General features: G+C 34.0%; 21 protein-coding genes and 1 other annotated feature. Of the genes, 2 read left to right on the forward strand and 19 right to left on the reverse strand.

Annotated features, from left to right (window positions below):
* Positions 1-15 precede the first annotated feature (15 nt).
* The 5 genes from argS to CSE16_RS10735 form a co-directional block, all read right to left on the reverse strand.
* Positions 16-1689 carry an arginine--tRNA ligase gene (gene argS, locus CSE16_RS10720; protein ID WP_099423894.1) on the reverse strand — a complete coding sequence of 558 codons (1674 nt, stop codon included), beginning with the start codon at positions 1687-1689 and terminating at the stop codon, positions 16-18.
* Between the two features lie 43 nt (positions 1690-1732).
* Positions 1733-1950 (reverse strand) — a binding site (T-box leader).
* A gap of 146 nt (positions 1951-2096) precedes the next feature.
* Entirely contained in the window at positions 2097-3416 is a 1320-nt protein-coding gene (locus CSE16_RS10725) for a DUF4179 domain-containing protein (RefSeq protein WP_157764794.1), read from the reverse strand.
* Entirely contained in the window at positions 3413-3550 is a 138-nt protein-coding gene (locus CSE16_RS21870) for an RNA polymerase sigma factor (protein WP_253896063.1), read from the reverse strand. The genes CSE16_RS10725 and CSE16_RS21870 overlap by 4 nt, the downstream gene beginning before the upstream one ends.
* 47 nt (positions 3551-3597) lie before the next feature.
* Positions 3598-3789: a sigma factor gene (locus CSE16_RS21875; protein ID WP_371514474.1), complete on the reverse strand. Its 192-nt coding sequence runs from the start codon at positions 3787-3789 to the stop codon at positions 3598-3600.
* A gap of 310 nt (positions 3790-4099) precedes the next feature.
* Positions 4100-4720, reverse strand: coding sequence for a cysteine peptidase family C39 domain-containing protein (locus CSE16_RS10735; RefSeq protein WP_099423896.1), 621 nt, complete (start codon positions 4718-4720; stop codon positions 4100-4102).
* A gap of 427 nt (positions 4721-5147) precedes the next feature.
* Between CSE16_RS10735 and CSE16_RS22055 the strand changes: the two genes are divergently transcribed.
* Positions 5148-5282: a hypothetical protein gene (locus CSE16_RS22055; RefSeq protein ID WP_256376285.1), complete on the forward strand. Its 135-nt coding sequence runs from the start codon at positions 5148-5150 to the stop codon at positions 5280-5282.
* On the opposite strand, the gene CSE16_RS10740 is transcribed toward CSE16_RS22055, so the two are convergent.
* Positions 5268-5687: an NUDIX hydrolase gene (locus CSE16_RS10740; protein WP_099423897.1), complete on the reverse strand. Its 420-nt coding sequence runs from the start codon at positions 5685-5687 to the stop codon at positions 5268-5270. The two genes, CSE16_RS22055 and CSE16_RS10740, sit on opposite strands and share 15 nt — an antisense overlap.
* A 276-nt stretch (positions 5688-5963) precedes the next feature.
* Between CSE16_RS10740 and CSE16_RS21565 the strand changes: the two genes are divergently transcribed.
* Positions 5964-6137: a hypothetical protein gene (locus CSE16_RS21565; RefSeq protein WP_172954379.1), complete on the forward strand. Its 174-nt coding sequence runs from the start codon at positions 5964-5966 to the stop codon at positions 6135-6137.
* Between the two features lie 154 nt (positions 6138-6291).
* Here the strand turns inward: CSE16_RS21565 and CSE16_RS10745 are convergent, their stop codons facing one another.
* From CSE16_RS10745 to CSE16_RS10805, 13 genes are all read right to left on the reverse strand, one after another.
* Entirely contained in the window at positions 6292-6729 is a 438-nt protein-coding gene (locus tag CSE16_RS10745; RefSeq protein WP_099423898.1) for a replication initiation and membrane attachment family protein, read from the reverse strand.
* 285 nt (positions 6730-7014) lie between these two features.
* Complete coding sequence (locus CSE16_RS10750) at positions 7015-7452, reverse strand: GNAT family N-acetyltransferase (RefSeq protein WP_253896064.1); 438 nt, start codon at positions 7450-7452, stop codon at positions 7015-7017.
* A 297-nt stretch (positions 7453-7749) separates the two neighbouring features.
* Positions 7750-8886 (reverse strand): DUF6688 domain-containing protein, encoded by a 1137-nt coding sequence (locus tag CSE16_RS10755; protein WP_253896261.1) that lies wholly within the window; start codon positions 8884-8886, stop codon positions 7750-7752.
* A 290-nt stretch (positions 8887-9176) separates the two neighbouring features.
* Entirely contained in the window at positions 9177-9977 is an 801-nt protein-coding gene (locus CSE16_RS10760) for a putative protein N(5)-glutamine methyltransferase (RefSeq protein WP_371514650.1), read from the reverse strand.
* Positions 9978-10368: 391 nt separating this feature from the next.
* Positions 10369-10926 carry a cysteine hydrolase family protein gene (locus CSE16_RS10765; RefSeq protein ID WP_099423900.1) on the reverse strand — a complete coding sequence of 186 codons (558 nt, stop codon included), beginning with the start codon at positions 10924-10926 and terminating at the stop codon, positions 10369-10371.
* Between the two features lie 133 nt (positions 10927-11059).
* Positions 11060-11656 carry a DUF6891 domain-containing protein gene (locus CSE16_RS10770; RefSeq protein ID WP_099423901.1) on the reverse strand — a complete coding sequence of 199 codons (597 nt, stop codon included), beginning with the start codon at positions 11654-11656 and terminating at the stop codon, positions 11060-11062.
* Positions 11657-11827: 171 nt separating this feature from the next.
* Positions 11828-12301: a hypothetical protein gene (locus tag CSE16_RS10775; RefSeq protein WP_099423902.1), complete on the reverse strand. Its 474-nt coding sequence runs from the start codon at positions 12299-12301 to the stop codon at positions 11828-11830.
* Between the two features lie 122 nt (positions 12302-12423).
* Positions 12424-12723, reverse strand: coding sequence for a hypothetical protein (locus CSE16_RS10780; protein WP_099423903.1), 300 nt, complete (start codon positions 12721-12723; stop codon positions 12424-12426).
* Positions 12724-12766: 43 nt separating this feature from the next.
* Positions 12767-13171: an HIT family protein gene (locus CSE16_RS10785; protein ID WP_099423904.1), complete on the reverse strand. Its 405-nt coding sequence runs from the start codon at positions 13169-13171 to the stop codon at positions 12767-12769.
* Between the two features lie 437 nt (positions 13172-13608).
* Positions 13609-14265, reverse strand: a complete 657-nt coding sequence (locus tag CSE16_RS10790; protein WP_099423905.1) for a CPBP family intramembrane glutamic endopeptidase — start codon at positions 14263-14265, stop codon at positions 13609-13611.
* Between the two features lie 294 nt (positions 14266-14559).
* A complete protein-coding gene (locus tag CSE16_RS10795; protein ID WP_099423906.1) occupies positions 14560-14973 on the reverse strand; it encodes a hypothetical protein in 414 nt (137 codons plus the stop codon).
* Positions 14974-15243: 270 nt separating this feature from the next.
* Positions 15244-16260, reverse strand: coding sequence for an anti sigma factor C-terminal domain-containing protein (locus tag CSE16_RS10800; RefSeq protein WP_099423907.1), 1017 nt, complete (start codon positions 16258-16260; stop codon positions 15244-15246).
* Positions 16247-16753: an RNA polymerase sigma factor gene (locus CSE16_RS10805; RefSeq protein WP_099423908.1), complete on the reverse strand. Its 507-nt coding sequence runs from the start codon at positions 16751-16753 to the stop codon at positions 16247-16249. The genes CSE16_RS10800 and CSE16_RS10805 overlap by 14 nt, the downstream gene beginning before the upstream one ends.
* Positions 16754-16814: the final 61 nt, after the last annotated feature.

The following is a 16814-nucleotide window of genomic DNA, read 5'->3' on the forward strand; positions in this document are numbered from 1 at the left end:
AAGGAAGATGACACCCTACATCTCTTTTGGCGCTTTAATCCCCAACAAACGTAAACTTTCTTCTAAAAGGATCGACACAGTATTCGCTATTTTCAAACGATCTTTTTCCTGCAGATCATTTGTTAAAAATTTCGTGTTGGCGTAATATTTATTGAAACTTCTTGATAAACCTAAGCTAAACTTCGCAATAACAGCTGGGCTTGCTTGTATGAAGGCCGTCTCAATAACTGCTGGAAACGTTCCTAAAAGCTTTATAATTTCCCATGCTTCCTCGTCTAAACGCAAAATCGGCTCGGCATCCAGTTCAAAATGCCCTTTGCTGAGTAGTGTTTGGATTCGTGCATTCGTATATTGCACATAAGGGCCTGTTTCCCCCTCAAATGTCACCATTTTTTCAATTGAAAATTCGATATCATTCATACGATCATTTTTTAGGTCATTAAAAATCACCGCGCCAATACCAATTTCATTTGCTACTTGTGCTTTATTCGGCAACTGTGGATTTTTCACTTCAATATTTTTTGTCACTGCCTCAATCGTTTCGCGTAACACATCTGCAAGCAGTACTACTTTTCCTTTACGTGTCGACATTTTCTTGCCGTCTTTTAACATCATCCCAAATGGTATATGCTCATAATTCGCTGCCCAAGTATGGCCCATTTTTTGTAACACTGCAAATAATTGCTTGAAATGAAGTGATTGTTCATTGCCTACTACATAATATACTTTTGCAGGTTGATACGTGTTGTAACGATAAATCGCAGCCGCTAAATCACGTGTCGCATACAATGTTGCACCATCCTTTTTCATAATTAAAGAAGGTGGCATACCCTCCAACTTAACAACCATCGCGCCATCAGATTGTTCGAGCAAAGCCTTCGCTGTTAATTCCTCAACGACAGGCTGCATTTTATCATTATAGAATGCCTCTCCATTATAAGAATCAAAGTGTACACCGAGCATCGAATAAATCGCATTAAATTCACTTAAAGATGCATCTCGGAACCACTTCCACAATGCCGTTGCTTCTTCATTTCCATCTTCTAGTGCCTTAAATGCCTGTCGCGCTTGATCATTTAGCGCGTCATCTTGCTCTGCTTCATCATGGAATTTTACATAAATTTTCAGTAATTCAGTAATTGGATTTTGTTCGATTGCTTCTTTATTGCCCCATAATTTATACGCAACAATCAACTTTCCAAATTGCGTGCCCCAGTCTCCTAAATGATTGATACGATTCGCTTCATAGCCCTGCTTCTCCGCGATATTCGCAAGTGCATGACCAATCACTGTTGAACGCAAATGGCCCATTGAGAATGGCTTGGCAATATTCGGCGACGAAAAATCTATCGCCACTTTTTGGCCATTTTTTTCTTTCGTGCCATAACGACTTTGTTGCACTAGCACTTGTGTTACAATGTCCTGCGCGATTTGTAATTGATTGTAAAATACATTGATATAGGCATTTTCCACACGTACTTCTTGAATAAATGTCCCATGGATTTTTATAGCTAATTCGCTTGCAATGGTATGCGGTGATTTTTTATATTTTTTCGCTAAAATAAAACAAGGAAATGCCACATCGCCTAACTGAGCATGCTTCGGTGTTTCGAGTAACGCTTCCACTTCTTCAATCGTCAAGCTGTCTTGTAGTGCAGTTGCGATAACCTGTGCTAATTTTGTCTTCATGTCATTTTCCTCCCCAAAATAAAAAAGCTCCCCGTCTCTAAATAAAAGAGACGAGAAGCTTGGATTCCCGTGGTACCACTCTAGTTGCCACAAAAGTGACCGCTTTCTGTTATTAACGAGGTGACTTCCCCGATTTTCTCTACTTTATTTCAAGAAATTTCTCCAAAGTGCGTTTCGTCCATCTTTTCAGTATTAGGCTCACACCAACCCTAACTCGCTTGACATCCCAGATAGATTACTTTTCTTTTTCATCGAATTTATTAGATTAAATTAGAATTCATTTTACATAAGTGGATTTTAAAAAGCAAGTGGATTTTGAAATTTCCGTCTCTTTTTCAAATTATATACTTGCCTAAGAACCATAGTTGTTGAATTGTGTAGCGGGGTTTTATATGGAAAATATACAGTTATTCCCCTAACGGCACTTCCACCTTTAACTCCCCTTTTAAATAATTCGGGAAACTATTGACCATTATCTTAACCGGATTTATCATTACTCCTTCATTTGCTTCAAATTGAGAACCAACTTCGTATAGATTGTCGGATTCACTACGCCAACTCGAACGCTCAAATACAGCTTTGCCTTCAGCATCTACGCCTTGGCTAAAGAAAGTTGTCTGTTTATTAACATCACGAATCAGATAGAAAAACGTATTTCTATTTTTAAATTGAATCGTAAAATCAAGTATTTCAGGTTGATACAGCACTTGTTGTTTGTCAAAATCAACCGTAATGAAATCCTCGCCTTTTGGCAATGCCTCTATTTCAGGAATAACAAGCGTCAAATTTTTAGGCTCACGGAAATAATTACTTTGCATAAAAAGAGTGACCACTCCGTCTCGAATTCCACCGAACCCTATTGTACCATTTTGAATCTTTCCCCAATCCTCGCCTTTTTCATCAATCAGCTTCATTTCGTTAAATTGTAAAATTTGCATCGTATTATTCGGATCTATGGCAATTTTAATCCCGGCACGCAACGGCGATATCTCTAGGCTTTTTACTTCGATTGTTTGCCCATCCACCATTACTTTTTCATCCACTACATAATGTTTCGTTTTAACAATTTCTTTTTTTAATGTAAATGGAATACTAAAAGTCATTTCCTGCCCTTTTTGCAATTTAAAGTTTAGTTCAAAATTTCGATTTGAATAATCTATTGGCTCTGTTGCGGTCACATTAATTGTATTTTCGATTTCATATATAGGCTCATAATGTGCAGTCCAGCCATAGCCAACACCCGCCTCGATCGGATTACCACCGTGCATTAGTTCCAGTTCTAAATGGTCTAATGTTAGTCCTTGTAAATCATTTGGTGATGCGATTTTGTAAGAGAGCAGCATGCCGGTTTCATCCGCAATGACACCAAGTAACGTAAAAGTCAGTTCATTTTGGGTTTCACTCATTAAGATTTCCTCGTAGTAGTCATTCGCGACAATATCCTCTAAACCTTTGTCAAACGCTATCAATTCGATGATTGGCGACAAACCAGGAATTTTGGACACCGCATTTGCAAAGGCTGGTGATACACGAACAGATGTAACAAAAACAAAGAAGATTGTCACTATAAGAGCCACCGTTTGCCACGTACGACGGATTTTTTTTCGGTGCCGTCGATTTTGTCGTTGGGCATTGATACGCGCTTGCTCTAACGCCTGTTTTGGTACAGAAATTTCATTTAGTTGTTCAGTCAGTTGGTGCATTTTTTCATCGTCCCAGTTCGTCATTCCCATTCACTCCTTTCCCCAACCATGCCACGCAATTTACGCAATGTTTTATGGAGCCTAGATTTCACTGTACCTTCTGGAATATTTTGAACTTCCGCGATTTCACTGTTCTTGTATTGCTCAAAATATTTCAAATGGATGAGTTGCTGCTCCGCTAGTGGAAGTTTCGTAATGATATCGGCTAAATCATTTGCTCGATTTCATTTGTTAATACCAAACGTGATTGCTTTAATTTCATATCAAGGCAAATATTGATCAAGATGCGAATTAACCACGTTTTTAAATAGTTCGGTTCTTTCAACTTATGTATATTTTTTAAGCTGCGGTATGTCATTTCTTGATATGCTTCAATGGCATCATGTTCATTTTTCAAATAGCTATGTGATGTACGATATAATGCACCTTCATAAAGGGAAAGAAGCTGTAGAAATGCCTGTTCATCTCCAGCAATTGCACGCTTTGCTAGCTCGCGTTCGTCTATTTTCTCGCCCCCTTTACTTATTAGACTGATGACAGGAGTAAAACGTTCATATTTTTTTACAGGATTGCTGTCCTGTTATTTCTATAAGAAAATTAAAGATTTTAATAGATAAACCAGAGTGTATACCTGTATATACATCTACCCTTTAATACAACATATGAACTCATTCACTACTACAAAAAGTTTATCACTGCAAGCTTCCTTAATATTTGCTCTGTGTTGCGTCTACGGTTATATAAGTATTGCTATAAAGAAGCATATTAATATTTTTTATATCCCACAATTCCCCAAATTCATTAATAGGAACTTTTCGATTATAGCTATTGTTATCATCATTACAACTCACCAGATGCCTTAATGATTCTGAAAGATAGATATACTCCTTGTCATACCCTACGACAGGGACAAAATGCAAATTATTGTGATTCTTATGTACTTTAATAAAAACAATTACGGGAGTTCCTTTACTAACTTCGTACTTTAATGTATTAATATTTCCTTTATAATAGTTTGTTTTATATCCCTTTTTTCTTAACACCGTACGGATTCCCTTTGGATATACATTGCCTGACCTCGTTTTACTAGGGAAATTAGTATATAACTCTTCACCATCGGCCTCCATTCCAAAATGACGCAGCACATACGCTGTTGAAAATGCTGCACACTCCCTATTTTTTTGTATTTCTATCCTATTATTTCGTTTAATTAGATAGTTAGCCGGATAATTTCTTTTTCGTAAAACAGGTATGGGTAATGTCATTAAATATGCATTAATGATAGTTGATATAATAATCCATAAAATAATTGTTCTAATTATGAACATACTACTTCCCCCATTTCTTTATATCCATATCTAAACAAGATTCTAAGTCCTTCTATCACTAATCTGCTCCGTTAGTTGAATTAGGAAAAATATTATTATGCCTTTTATAAAATACAATCTTCTATTCTAATTTATCAATTAAGTTCGATTTTATTTCCTAATAATTTATACTGCATTTCTTGTTTCTCTAAAATCTTATCTGTTAATTTTTCTAACGTTTTTGTATTAGACCATAAAAAAATCCATCAAATGCTTCTATAATTATCATCATCCTTTACTTTTTACTTCAAATTGATTAGCTAATTCAATGTATTTGTTCAACTAACCTGCCACGTTAGTTCAAGAAGAAAAGGCTATCCTAAAGCAATCCGTTTGTGAAGTATCTATTGTTTAATTTCAGCTAAAATGGATTCAGGAACATCCCTATTTGGATAATTTTAACATATTTAATTTAATTTCACCAATTATTATATTAAATTTAACTGCTGCGTTAGCACAAGAAGCGACTGCTCTAATTGAACAATCGCCTCTGTTACTTGAAGAAGAATTAGATAAAGATTAGGTTTAAATAATCACCGTGCCCTCGTATAAGTTCAACCTCATCCTTTGATGATATCCAAAAATAATGGAACGTTAGTCCTTCTTCATCCCCTCCCCCTGTCGGTTCGTAATCCCACATATCTAAATTACTTGATACATTTATCTTGTAAAAAAACCTATTATGTACAGCACCATCATCATTTTCCCAATAATCTTCTGCAATTAAGTTCTCAACCTCAAAGTTTATTAATCCTGTTTCTTCTTTAACTTCCCTAATTACTGCATTATAAGTATCTTCTTCGGCATTTACTGTACCTTTAGGTATCTGTATCCCTGCTTCAGAAATCGGATGTTGAAAAACTAATACCTGTATTTTTCCATCTTTAATTCTTGTTACATAACCGTAGGCTTTTCTAATCGAATTCAAAGCAATCAATCCTCACTTAGTTTTTCTTTTATCTGATCTTATTCAACTATCCTGCCGCGTTAGTTGAATAAGCAATTTCTCATTTATTACACATTATGGTCGTACTACGAAATTGTTCTTCTTCATGTTCTATTCCCAATAACGCACCTCCGTATTTCGTTGCGTAATTTTCTCCATAAATTTTGCTTCTTTTTATCAAAACTTGTTGGTTAATATAACTTTGTAATTATCAATCCTAGAGATATAATTATAGTAATAATCGGAGGAGGAATAAAAATGAAACAAGCAGCTCTCCATCAATGGCATAAAAAACATAATAAACGAATAGCAGAATTTCATAAAAACCATGAAATTGAAATACAACGTGGTGAAAATGGGAAAGGTTTGTTAGCTAAATGGGAAAGGTTTTTTTATAACAATATCATTTCCCCTCTAAAGAATGTAAAATAATACCTATAGATTGAACTGTCCTTTTGGCACAGTTCATTTTTTTGTTTCGCAATTTGAGTCAAATGCGATATAAAAACTCCCATTTTCTTCTTCAAATAATCTGCTCCGTTTGTTCAATAAGGCACCTGAAGTTGGAGAATGTATTTTTGAGACTCTAGTTCTTCCATTCTTCCCTAACAAAGGCTATTGCACTTTCAATAGTTAAGACATTTTTCTTGAGCCAAATTTCACCCATTTCTCTTACCAACGAGTGAATAAAGCCAATTTTACTAACAATTTTCACATAATCCAGTAATACATTTATCACACAATCATTCAAACCTAACTTTTGTAAATCCTTCACCAGTTCTACATCATCCTGTGAAACAGCACCATTACGATTTTTAAGATAATCAATTGGTGTTGAAGAATTAACCTGTTTTATATACCATTCATCGTAACTCATTCCTGTTTTAGCTATAAACTCTTCTTCTTGTTTTGCATTCCATTCCTCAATTGTTACTCCGTGAATTTCTTTAAATCGTTCTTCAGCAGTCGTGCCATGTATTACTTTGCCACTTACTTTTTTATATCGTTTTTTATTTTTACTCACTCCATTTCACCCCTTTTGAACTTATTTCTACTTCAGCTAAACTGCTTCGTTAGTTGAACAAAAAGCTACCAAAACGAGATTTTGGGACATACTGATTATAAGCAGCCAAAAGAAAACACCTAATTCAATTGTATTGGGTGTTTTGTTACCTGACTTTGATTTGTGAACGTTTATTAGGTTTATTTTGTATGCTTTATAAATCCTGTAGAATTTAAGCACACGTTAGTTGAATCAGAAAAGTAGAGCTTATACAAAAATCGCGACCGATTCTTGTAGAGTTATAACTTAATTTATCTTTTTTGAAAATCCTGTACTTTTACCTACATAACCATTACTTACGTAAAAGTTATGTGCCATTTGACGTTCTTCTCGATTGCCGCTATTTAAAGTTATTGTTTCCGCACCTTGCATGATTGCCCATTCTTCACAGGCTTTTAATAGCTTTGTTCCTATTCCTTGCTTTCGTTGATTTGAACTTACAATAAAAGCAAGTATACGGACATATATACCACTGAATTCAAAAGCAAGTGCCTTACATACCCCTGCAAAACCTAAAACTTGATTATTTTTTACAGCCACTAAAGTTTCATAATCTCCATGTTTTTGTAATAAATCAAATCTCATATTTAAATCTTCTAAAGTTGTTGGATAACCTAATTCACTCAACAGATCGACTAGATATTTATAATCTGAAGGTTGAATGGTTCTAATCTCGATAGTCATTAATTTCACCTTCCATGATACTTAAAGTAATTGACAAATGATGCGGCCCAATAAAGAAATAGATGCAAATCCTTGTTACAGAATCGCGCCCTTTTCTTGAAGACTCGATATCGAGATAATCTGAAAGACATACATTATGATTTTCCGTTTTTGCCTCGTTTGTTGAATAGCAACGGCCATTAAAAGCAACTTTTTATTATATTTACTCATCCATTCTTCTCTCATCATATCTAATCAATCATTAAATAAACTACTTAATAAAAAGCGAATACCACAATGTGAACCGTTTTATTTCTTTCACTTTCTCAACTCACTATATTGCATATGAATTCTGTTTTCTGGTTTTTTGTCTACCGTATATAGCACAACAATGAAGAACCATTCTAAAGGCTTCATTAAGAGATAAATGATGTCTGCGGACCATTTTGAATTTATATGCCTACTTATTGGATAGCCATATCTGTCGTAAAAGTTACGGATGACTTTATGGAAGCTTGGCATATATTGTTCTAGAATGTTCTCGAATGCGTTAGCAATCAGCAGCTGGCGATTCACGGGGATTCTTTGTCCTCTTCTAATGCCAGCTCTGATCGGATTGACCAAGTTTTTATGCCCTTTAGCAGAGACCGTACACAAATAATGCCCGTCACCCTCTACTATCACTGGTTTTGGCGCAGGGATATTCGAATAGTTGAAAGAGCTTGTCTCAAGGAACACCCGGATAAAGCTATCTGGTCGTTGTCCAAACAAGATCAAAATTAATTGGATGATGACCAAAATTGGAAAAAAACATATTGCCCATATTTTTGACATCCTTTGATAGTTATTAGATATTCTGTAGAGAAATAAAATGAATTTATTATTGTCCTCTGCCTCTTTTTCATTCTGGCTATCAAGAAAATTATTCAGAGAATCTTTCAACCTTGCGATATATAAAAATAATAATGATAAAAAGCTAATTTGCAGTAGGAGGACCGTAAGTTCTTCACCATCATGTGAAAAACCTGTATGAGTAAGATAGACAATTGCAAATATGATATTAGATATCATTAATGTACTACATATCACATACACAACCGGCGAAAGTGACCCATCGTTAAGACTTACGACCCAAAAGGAAAACATACCCAATGTCAATAAGACAACAACAGATGCTATATATTCGTTGGAAAGAGAAGCATATCCATCTACCTTTACACCATTTAAATCAAATATATGCAATTGCTCACCAGCATCCACGGCACTACCATTTAGAAAAAAACCAAACATAAATAAACATAAAATTACCATGGAATAATAGCAATCAATTGCTTTAATTTTGACTGACCCACCCTTAACATCATGTGACTTCGTCTTCCTAGTAAAACTCCGAACCATTCTGATAAAGGCATATAAAGGAACTGAAATTGAAATAATTAAAAGTATCATTATCATTATCAACAAACGCAACCTCCTCCCAAGCAATTAAATTTGGAACAATACCCTACTACTAGAATGTACCATAAAAATACATAAAACTATCTATGTGTTTTTATTAAACTAACCTGTCCGTTCAATAACTTCTTACGCCATTATATGGTCCTAAAATGAAAATAAGCACTCGTCCTTGTTACAGGAAAGCGCCCTTTTGTGGAAGATCATAAATACATGTCTTGTTAATCTAATGTCCCCTTTAGTTGAACAAGGATTTGGGGTTAATTTCAAATTTACGTGTCATCATTAGTTTAAGGATTTCTTCCAATAACAACTGTTGCATCTAATTTATCATCTCTAGCTATTTTGGTAATTAGCCCAACATTTGCAAAAATTTCTAAAGTTTGAGTAGCCTGAATTTCACTCGTCTCTATCAATAGATGTCCTCCAGGAATAAGCCAGTGAGAAGCCTTTTCTACAACCTTTCGCTGAAGGTCTAGTCCATCCTTCCCTCCATCAAGCGACACTTTCGGTTCATATAAACGTGCTTCTTGAGGAAGCAGCTTTATTGAATCAGTAGGAACGTAAGGTGCGTTAGCCACTATGATGTTCACTCGACCTCTCAATGAATCAGCTAAAGCATCATATAAGTCACCTTGATAGACGTGACCACCGATCTTAGTTATGTTACGGGAAGTACATCGTACAGCAACGGGGTCAATATCAACGGAGTGTAATAAAATCTTTTTAAGGTCGGTTGCAATTGCAGCGCCAATAGCACCAGACCCGCAACATAAATCCAAAACAATATCATATGGGCGGGTTAAAATTTTTGCTTGTTGAACTAGAAACTCCGTACGTCGACGTGGTATAAAAACTCCCCGTTCTACTTCTATTCGTAGCCCACAAAACTTCGTAAACCCAAGCGCGTATTCAAGCGGTAAACCACTTACTCGTTTTTCTACCATTTTCATTAAATCCTCTATACTTCTAGCTTCAGAGGTAAGTAACTGTGTTTCTTCTACAGCAAAGACACAACCCTCACTCCGTAGTCTGTTGATTATGCTTCTTTCAGTTTTATTATCTAAAAATAAATTGATTTTCTGTGCTATTAATCTCACCGCTTCCTTAATCCCAATTATTTATCTTTTTATTCTAGAAATAATATATTGTCCTTCTTCAACTAACATGCCCGTTTGTTTAATAAAGAAAAAGGCTTATAGGAAAATGTTGATTTATAACGTTAAGGTATCGGCTGTATATATACGATTTTATTCAAAATAAGATCCAGTGTAATTTCTTTTGAACAAAATTGAAAGCTTTGTTGGATCTAAGTTCAAACGATAGTGGATAAAAAGGTGTATACGAATGAAATACAGAAAAACACATAAAACATTTATAGCTCAACGTTTTATGTGTTTTATGGTGTAACCAAACTTGCATTTGGGAACATTTTATGGATGTGACATTGTATAACGATGCACTTTATTATCTAAAGCTCATCTAGCGATACTCATTATGAGTAGGTTGAAATAAATTCTCGACAGCTTTTCTAACCACTGAAAAATTATCAACATTATAATGCCCATGAAGGATTTCATTATGATGATTAATAATCTGCTCGGCTGTTAAAGATTGAGAATCCGTCGTTGAATGACCATCCTCCACAAGCGTGACATCAAAACCACTTACGGTTGCCATTCTAACTGCTGTATCAATACAATGCTCTGTCTTGCATCCCATCACAACAAGATGCTTAATCTGGTTATCTTGTAAAAATTTCAATAATGGCGTCCCGTAAAAAGAATTCGTCGCCTCTTTATCAAATATCGTTGCCTTTGCTGGAATATCAATATCCTGATGAATCTCGAAACCCTCACCACTTCCTTCAGCAACATCTTTGTCTCTTATGAAAACGACTAAGCTATTTGAAACCATTGCCTTTTTTATCACTGAATTAATATTATTTAGCAGAGTAGACTGGTTAAAAACGGCTTTTTCTTTTTCGTTACCATCAATCAATTCTTGTTGTGCATCGATTACTAATAAAGCCTGGTTCAATAAAAAACCCCTTTTCAATTAAAGTTATTCTTCCATCATTTAAATCGTAAATTTAATTATATAGAATCTCTCTTTAAACTTACAATAATTACCTTCGTAAGTTCTCAAAGCGTCGTTAACAAATACCGTATAATTAATGATACTTCTTGTCCCACACTAAGTTTGTAATCGCTATTCTTTCATCAGCAGACCCATTCCATTTTATAGAAAATCCTGTAATTTCTAATTCTTCAACAATAATTTGACCGATTTCTTCTGCTGTTGGCTTATCAAAGTAATTACCAAAAGCAAAGTAAAGTACCGTTGTATCATCGTGAAATATATGTTCCAAATCTTGCATTGTATAAAAACAACAACCAACTATTTTTTCGCCTTTTTCATAGCATTCAGTAGCATATTCGTTACAATCATCAAATCCGTCCGATAGGGTGTATCCTGCACAATGCTTTGTAACAACTCCACGCTTTTCCATGTTATCAAAGGCTAAATCCAATTTCATAAAATTTTCTTGTGTGCCGACATTCTGAAATTTATCACGTAACTCTGCAATTATTGCTGAAAAGTCATCATCTATTATTTTTCCTTCATCATCAGGATAATTATCTTCTATGTACAATTTACACTCCTCTTGAATTTCCTCATTTGACAAAAAGCCAGCTTTAATATTGTCTGTTATCAAACCTTCCAATTCATTTGCACAACATTCGTCCAAAAGTTTTTTCCATTCCATGTTTATGTTCCTCCCTATTTCCAATTTATTTATTTGTTAGTTAATTCCTTTATTGTACATAACCTCCACGTAATCGGTCTATAATTACATCTTAACTCAATACAACTAAGTTAAATATCCGTCCAAATATATAACAGCATGAGTACCTACCGACTGTTTCTACTAAATACATCATTTACCTTTCTTCTCATTGATGATGGTCGAAAATTCTTCGTATTCTTTAATTACTTGCTTCGATAAGGGGTGAGAAGGTTCTTCAACTTTAAGAGGAAGTATTCCTTTTTTACTTTGTTCTTGAAGATACTCAGAAAATCCTTTATATAATGCTTTAGCAAATTTCTCAAAATCAAATTTATAATTGTAAGTAATGGGTGGTTGATCATATTTGTAATAAGTTAAATGTTCAATACATAGATTTTTCTCTTCTACAGTTAAATAATATTTCACCGCAAAACCGAAACCGTCTATTTCAGTTTTGTTCGTTTTTCCATTCCATAGATGTAAGAGTACAAAGAAAAACGAAGGTATAGAATAGAATGCAATCTTAAAATTGAAATAGATATCTTGACCTTCTCCATTTAATTTGATTTCAACATCTCCATTTCTAAAATCTATATCAAAACGACATGTATATTGGTTTTCCAAAAAAACCACTCCTTTAGTTATCTTATTAAACTAACCTGCCCCGTTAGTTCAATAAGAAAAAAGAGCTGCATAAGCAACTCAACGATCTTCAAGTAAAGCCCCCGTTAATGCAATTAACGACATTAAAATAGATCACCTAGACTTACTATTATTCCAATAAATGAAAGGGCGAACACTAATAATATCAATAAAATTATAATAGGAGCTATCTTCTTCGAAAAGCCTTCTTCTTGGTTTTTAAACGCCAAATAGCTAAGTATCAGACTAAGACCGCCCCCTATAATGGAAGTGAAAAATAATACTTTTAGAAGTACAACCATCGAGCCTTCAGGCTCTGGTGGTGCAATTGCATAAGAAGTAAAAATAGTTATTGCACAAATAATACTTAATATGGCAGACCACTTGCTATATTTTTTGTTCATGGTGTCCCCCTACCTTTCCATGTTTATCTAAGCCCCCGTTAGCTTAATAATTTATCCTTTTATTATCAGCACTTTTAAACATATACCTAATACCTTTACCCGCAAGTGGTTCATCTTCATACCTTGGTAATACATGAAAATGAGAATGAAATATATGTTGTCCTCCAATCACGCCACAATTCCATCCGAGGTTATATCCTTGGGGTTGATACCTTTCATTTAAGAAATTTTTTACATCTTGAAGAAGCGTATAGGTTGCATTCCATTCTTCTATCGTTAAGTCAAATGCAGTTTCCCTATGTTTTTTAGGTACAATTAGCCCAGCACCTTCAAGCTGAATACCTTTCTCTTGTGCTTGTTCTAACTGTAAAAACATACAATACTCGTTGCTTAAAATGACTTTCTGGGTTGGTTCTAATTCTAGATTACAAAATATACAATCTTTCATTCAAATCTCCTTCTCCCTGTTCGTTATTTTCTATTTTAACCTTGTTATTACACTAACCTGTTCCGTTATTTCAATAAGGAAAAAGAGTTGCCTAAGTAACCGAATAATCTTGAACTAAGCCCCCGTTAGTTGAAGAAATTTATTGTAAAGTTGAACCAAACTGTTAATTAAGAAATCTCTTCATCTCGTTCTTTTATATTCATATAGAGAAGAACACTGACACAGAAAGCCGCACCAATTGTACTCGTAATAACTCTCAACAACCGTGTTTCATCAAAACCAAATAGCAAATGTCCTAAAGTATACAATGCTGACAGAACAATAAACCATCGATAATATTTTTTTCATTCGGTAGTAACTCCATTCAATCAAATAATTCCGTACTTATGTAAGTTTACCCCGGTCTGCATTCGAACGTTATTTGAATAAAGTATTAGTTAGTAGAAGAGCGATACTAACAAATTATACAAAGAGTGGATAACGATTACCGACCAAAGAGAGCCGCTTTTCTTATACACATAGCCGAATATAATGCCCAATATAAAAACTGTTAATGAGGCAGTTAAAAAATAGGGTAATTCGAAAAGCCCTTTATAAAACCAAATAGGAAAATGAATTAATACAAAAAGTATAGATGTAATGGTATTAGCTATCCAAAATTTAAAAGAATCCATAAGTTTTCTTAACAAAAAACCTCTAAAGACAATTTCTTCAGTTAGGCCAACTATTAGAATAGTATTTATCCATTCGTTAAACCCTATTTGAAAATCGACATTATTATCTAAAATAGTGAAATTTAAAACTATGAAATAAGATACGAATATCAAGGATGCCCAAGCTGTCCACTTTAATCCATTTTTAAAGTTATGACGTAACCCTAAATAGGAAAGTGGAACCCCTTTTTCCATAACTTTAACTAATAATAAAACTGGAATTATCCAAATAACTACTTTAATAACGGCTGATGTTATAGCCCTTGGAATGGAATCCATCAAATCTAAATATTGAACTAACCATAATTCTCTAATACACCATAGGGCAAAAAATATTATGAAATATACCCAAATGTAATTTTTATTTACTTTTAAATCCATCGGAAATTCCCCCTTTTCTTCTTCAATAATCTCGCTGCATTAGTTTAAGTACTTTTTACATAATCTTAATATTTATTTTAACATAAATATCCATTTGATAATTAAAGCTCCCAAACCATCGTTTGGTTTCATGCGGTTCCTAAGCAGCCAAAATCCCCCATTCAATTGAATGGGGGTAATTCCCTAACTTTCATTTAGGAACGTTATTTTGCATGGCTATGTATGCTTTATTAATTTTTGTTGCACCAAAACAGTTTAAGTAGAATTATGCAAAACTGCCGTACTTTAATAGTTTTAAGTTAGGTTATAAAACCATTCTTTATTGCTTATAAGCACATCAGTTAAATATCGGTAAATTCTTTCTTCATTTTCCCAAATCCATTTATCAATATGTTCCATTATGGTTTCATCACTATATTTATTTATCCCCATCATATACAAAGTAAGGATTTCATTTTCTTCTTTTACTTTAAGTTTACCTATAAGTGTGGCAGCTGAAGAATCATTTAATATTTCATAATATGTCCAAACTCCCGACCTATCAGAATGTGATTGCCAATTCATAATCTCTCTTAATTCAACATACCAATCAGGCAAGGTGCTTTGTTCTCTTAATTCACCATAAGCAATAATAAACAATTCAACCATTGAATGATAATCATTGATGTTGTTAAAGAAGTTATCAATATATATTTTATTAAATTTCATAGTTATATTCCCCCCACATAAAACTAAATGGCATTTAATTCAAAAACCACTTCTATATTTACCATCAAAAAACCCTTTGGACAGTACGAAATCCAAAGGGTTAAAGGCAACACCTAAAGCGTCATTTGGAAAGCTTTCTTTGTAGAGTTACCAAAGTCGTATTTGGGAACGTTATTTAGGTTCATTTTGCATAATTTATAAGTTTTTAATGAACTAGATAATATTGAATTTAATAAGGATAGGGACGTTTTTTCGTTTCTCTCCAAATTTTTAGTACTTATCCGTAATTACTCCAATCGTTGAAGCTTTAATAAAAGGTAGATCATTTAATTGTGTTAAGGTTTGTGCATCTCCTGTGACAACTGCGCCATAATATTGCAAGTCATCTGCAGTTAATTGACCGTCTTCACCACTAAGAGTCTCATATAAGCGTTTAAATTCTCCTTGCCAGAAGGCTTTAAATTGTTGATTTGCCTCAATCGCTCCAATAAAGCGAAGAACGGGCTCATCTTTTTTATCCCCATTTTCATCGAGCAGAGAAAGACCATAGACAGAGTGTTCTGAACGAAGTAAATTACCTAATACAATCACTTCACCGTTTCCATCTACATATTTATATTGAAAATCATCTGTGTCTTCATTAACATCATCCACCCAAAGCCAAGTGAGTGTTACATTATTTGAAATCATTGATTGCACCTCGTCAAATGTATAGCCCTGATCAAAAGATAGGGCGACTTCCATTATTTTGTCCTCCCCAATATCATCAAGCAATGCTAAATCATTACGATATGTTTTATATTGCAAAAACGGATAGAAAAACACCATTTCTCGTTGTCCTAATTCGTTATAGTGCTGATTTTGTAAATCTCCTTCATGCAAAGTTTGACCAATTAGAATTGGAGATGTAATATCTACCCGATTTAAATTTTCATCACGGAAAAGTCCATATTCAAATCTTTCTTGACCTGTATAAATAACTTTTCCTTCAATGATTTTATAAGTTGTGTAACGATTTTCTCCCCCTAAAAATCCTTGATAACGTTCGATTTTTCCCATAAATTCATTCGGTGCAGATATTTCATAAAATCCACTAGCAGAAAATTGAACAGGATTTTCCAATTTTTGTGTAATAAACCGATTTAAAATGGAACCTACAATGATGACAACAATTAGAACGATACTGGAAATCATAACCATTTTCCAATTTGACTTCCACTTTGCTTTTCTTATCGTTTTTTCCATTTTATTAACATCGAAAAGATCATCTATTTTATCGTTGCTCATATCCCTTTTCCTCCCAAATCTTTTTAAAACTTTTTCGCGCACGTTGTAAATACGTCTTTACTTGTGTTTCTTTCACATCTAAAATCTCACTGATTTCTTTATACGACAGTTCCATGTAATACTTCAAAATGAGTAGCTGCTGAAATATTGGCTTAAGTACATGCAACACTTCTTCCAATTCGCTTGCTTTCTCTTTCGTTAATATATTGCTCTCTACATGTTCAAACACTGGCAATAAACGTTCTAAATCTACCTCGCTTAACGTAACCACGGATGTATTTTTGTTATAAAGAGAATAGTAGCGATTAATTGCCACTTTAAACATCCATGCCCGCATTTTCTTAGGTTCAATTTGTTGGAGGCATTCAATAGTTTTCATGATTGTTTCTTGTGTAATATCTTCTGCATCTTCTCTCGTTGCTCCAATTTTAATTAGATATTTAAATACAATTTTTGCATGCTCAAGGAGTATTTGCTCCCATATATTATTCAAAACTTCACCAACTTTTGGATATCCATTTTTAGTTCGTAGTGATCACTCACCTATATAACAA

This window comes from Solibacillus sp. R5-41 (assembly GCF_002736105.1).
Classification (GTDB): Bacteria; Bacillota; Bacilli; order Bacillales_A; family Planococcaceae; genus Solibacillus.

What these genes read in the sequence shown, in the direction of transcription:
- argS (WP_099423894.1), bottom strand. Translation starts at nt 1,689, where the DNA reads ATGAAGACAAAATTAGCACAGGTTATCGCAACTGCACTACAAGACAGC.
- CSE16_RS10725 (WP_157764794.1), bottom strand. Translation starts at nt 3,416, where the DNA reads ATGACGAACTGGGACGATGAAAAAATGCACCAACTGACTGAACAACTA.
- CSE16_RS10735 (WP_099423896.1), bottom strand. Translation starts at nt 4,720, where the DNA reads ATGTTCATAATTAGAACAATTATTTTATGGATTATTATATCAACTATC.
- CSE16_RS21565 (WP_172954379.1), top strand. Translation starts at nt 5,964, where the DNA reads ATGAAACAAGCAGCTCTCCATCAATGGCATAAAAAACATAATAAACGA.
- CSE16_RS10750 (WP_253896064.1), bottom strand. Translation starts at nt 7,452, where the DNA reads ATGACTATCGAGATTAGAACCATTCAACCTTCAGATTATAAATATCTA.
- CSE16_RS10755 (WP_253896261.1), bottom strand. Translation starts at nt 8,886, where the DNA reads ATGATAATGATACTTTTAATTATTTCAATTTCAGTTCCTTTATATGCC.
- CSE16_RS10770 (WP_099423901.1), bottom strand. Translation starts at nt 11,656, where the DNA reads ATGGAATGGAAAAAACTTTTGGACGAATGTTGTGCAAATGAATTGGAA.
- CSE16_RS10780 (WP_099423903.1), bottom strand. Translation starts at nt 12,723, where the DNA reads ATGAACAAAAAATATAGCAAGTGGTCTGCCATATTAAGTATTATTTGT.
- CSE16_RS10785 (WP_099423904.1), bottom strand. Translation starts at nt 13,171, where the DNA reads ATGAAAGATTGTATATTTTGTAATCTAGAATTAGAACCAACCCAGAAA.
- CSE16_RS10790 (WP_099423905.1), bottom strand. Translation starts at nt 14,265, where the DNA reads ATGGATTTAAAAGTAAATAAAAATTACATTTGGGTATATTTCATAATA.
- CSE16_RS10795 (WP_099423906.1), bottom strand. Translation starts at nt 14,973, where the DNA reads ATGAAATTTAATAAAATATATATTGATAACTTCTTTAACAACATCAAT.
- CSE16_RS10800 (WP_099423907.1), bottom strand. Translation starts at nt 16,260, where the DNA reads ATGAGCAACGATAAAATAGATGATCTTTTCGATGTTAATAAAATGGAA.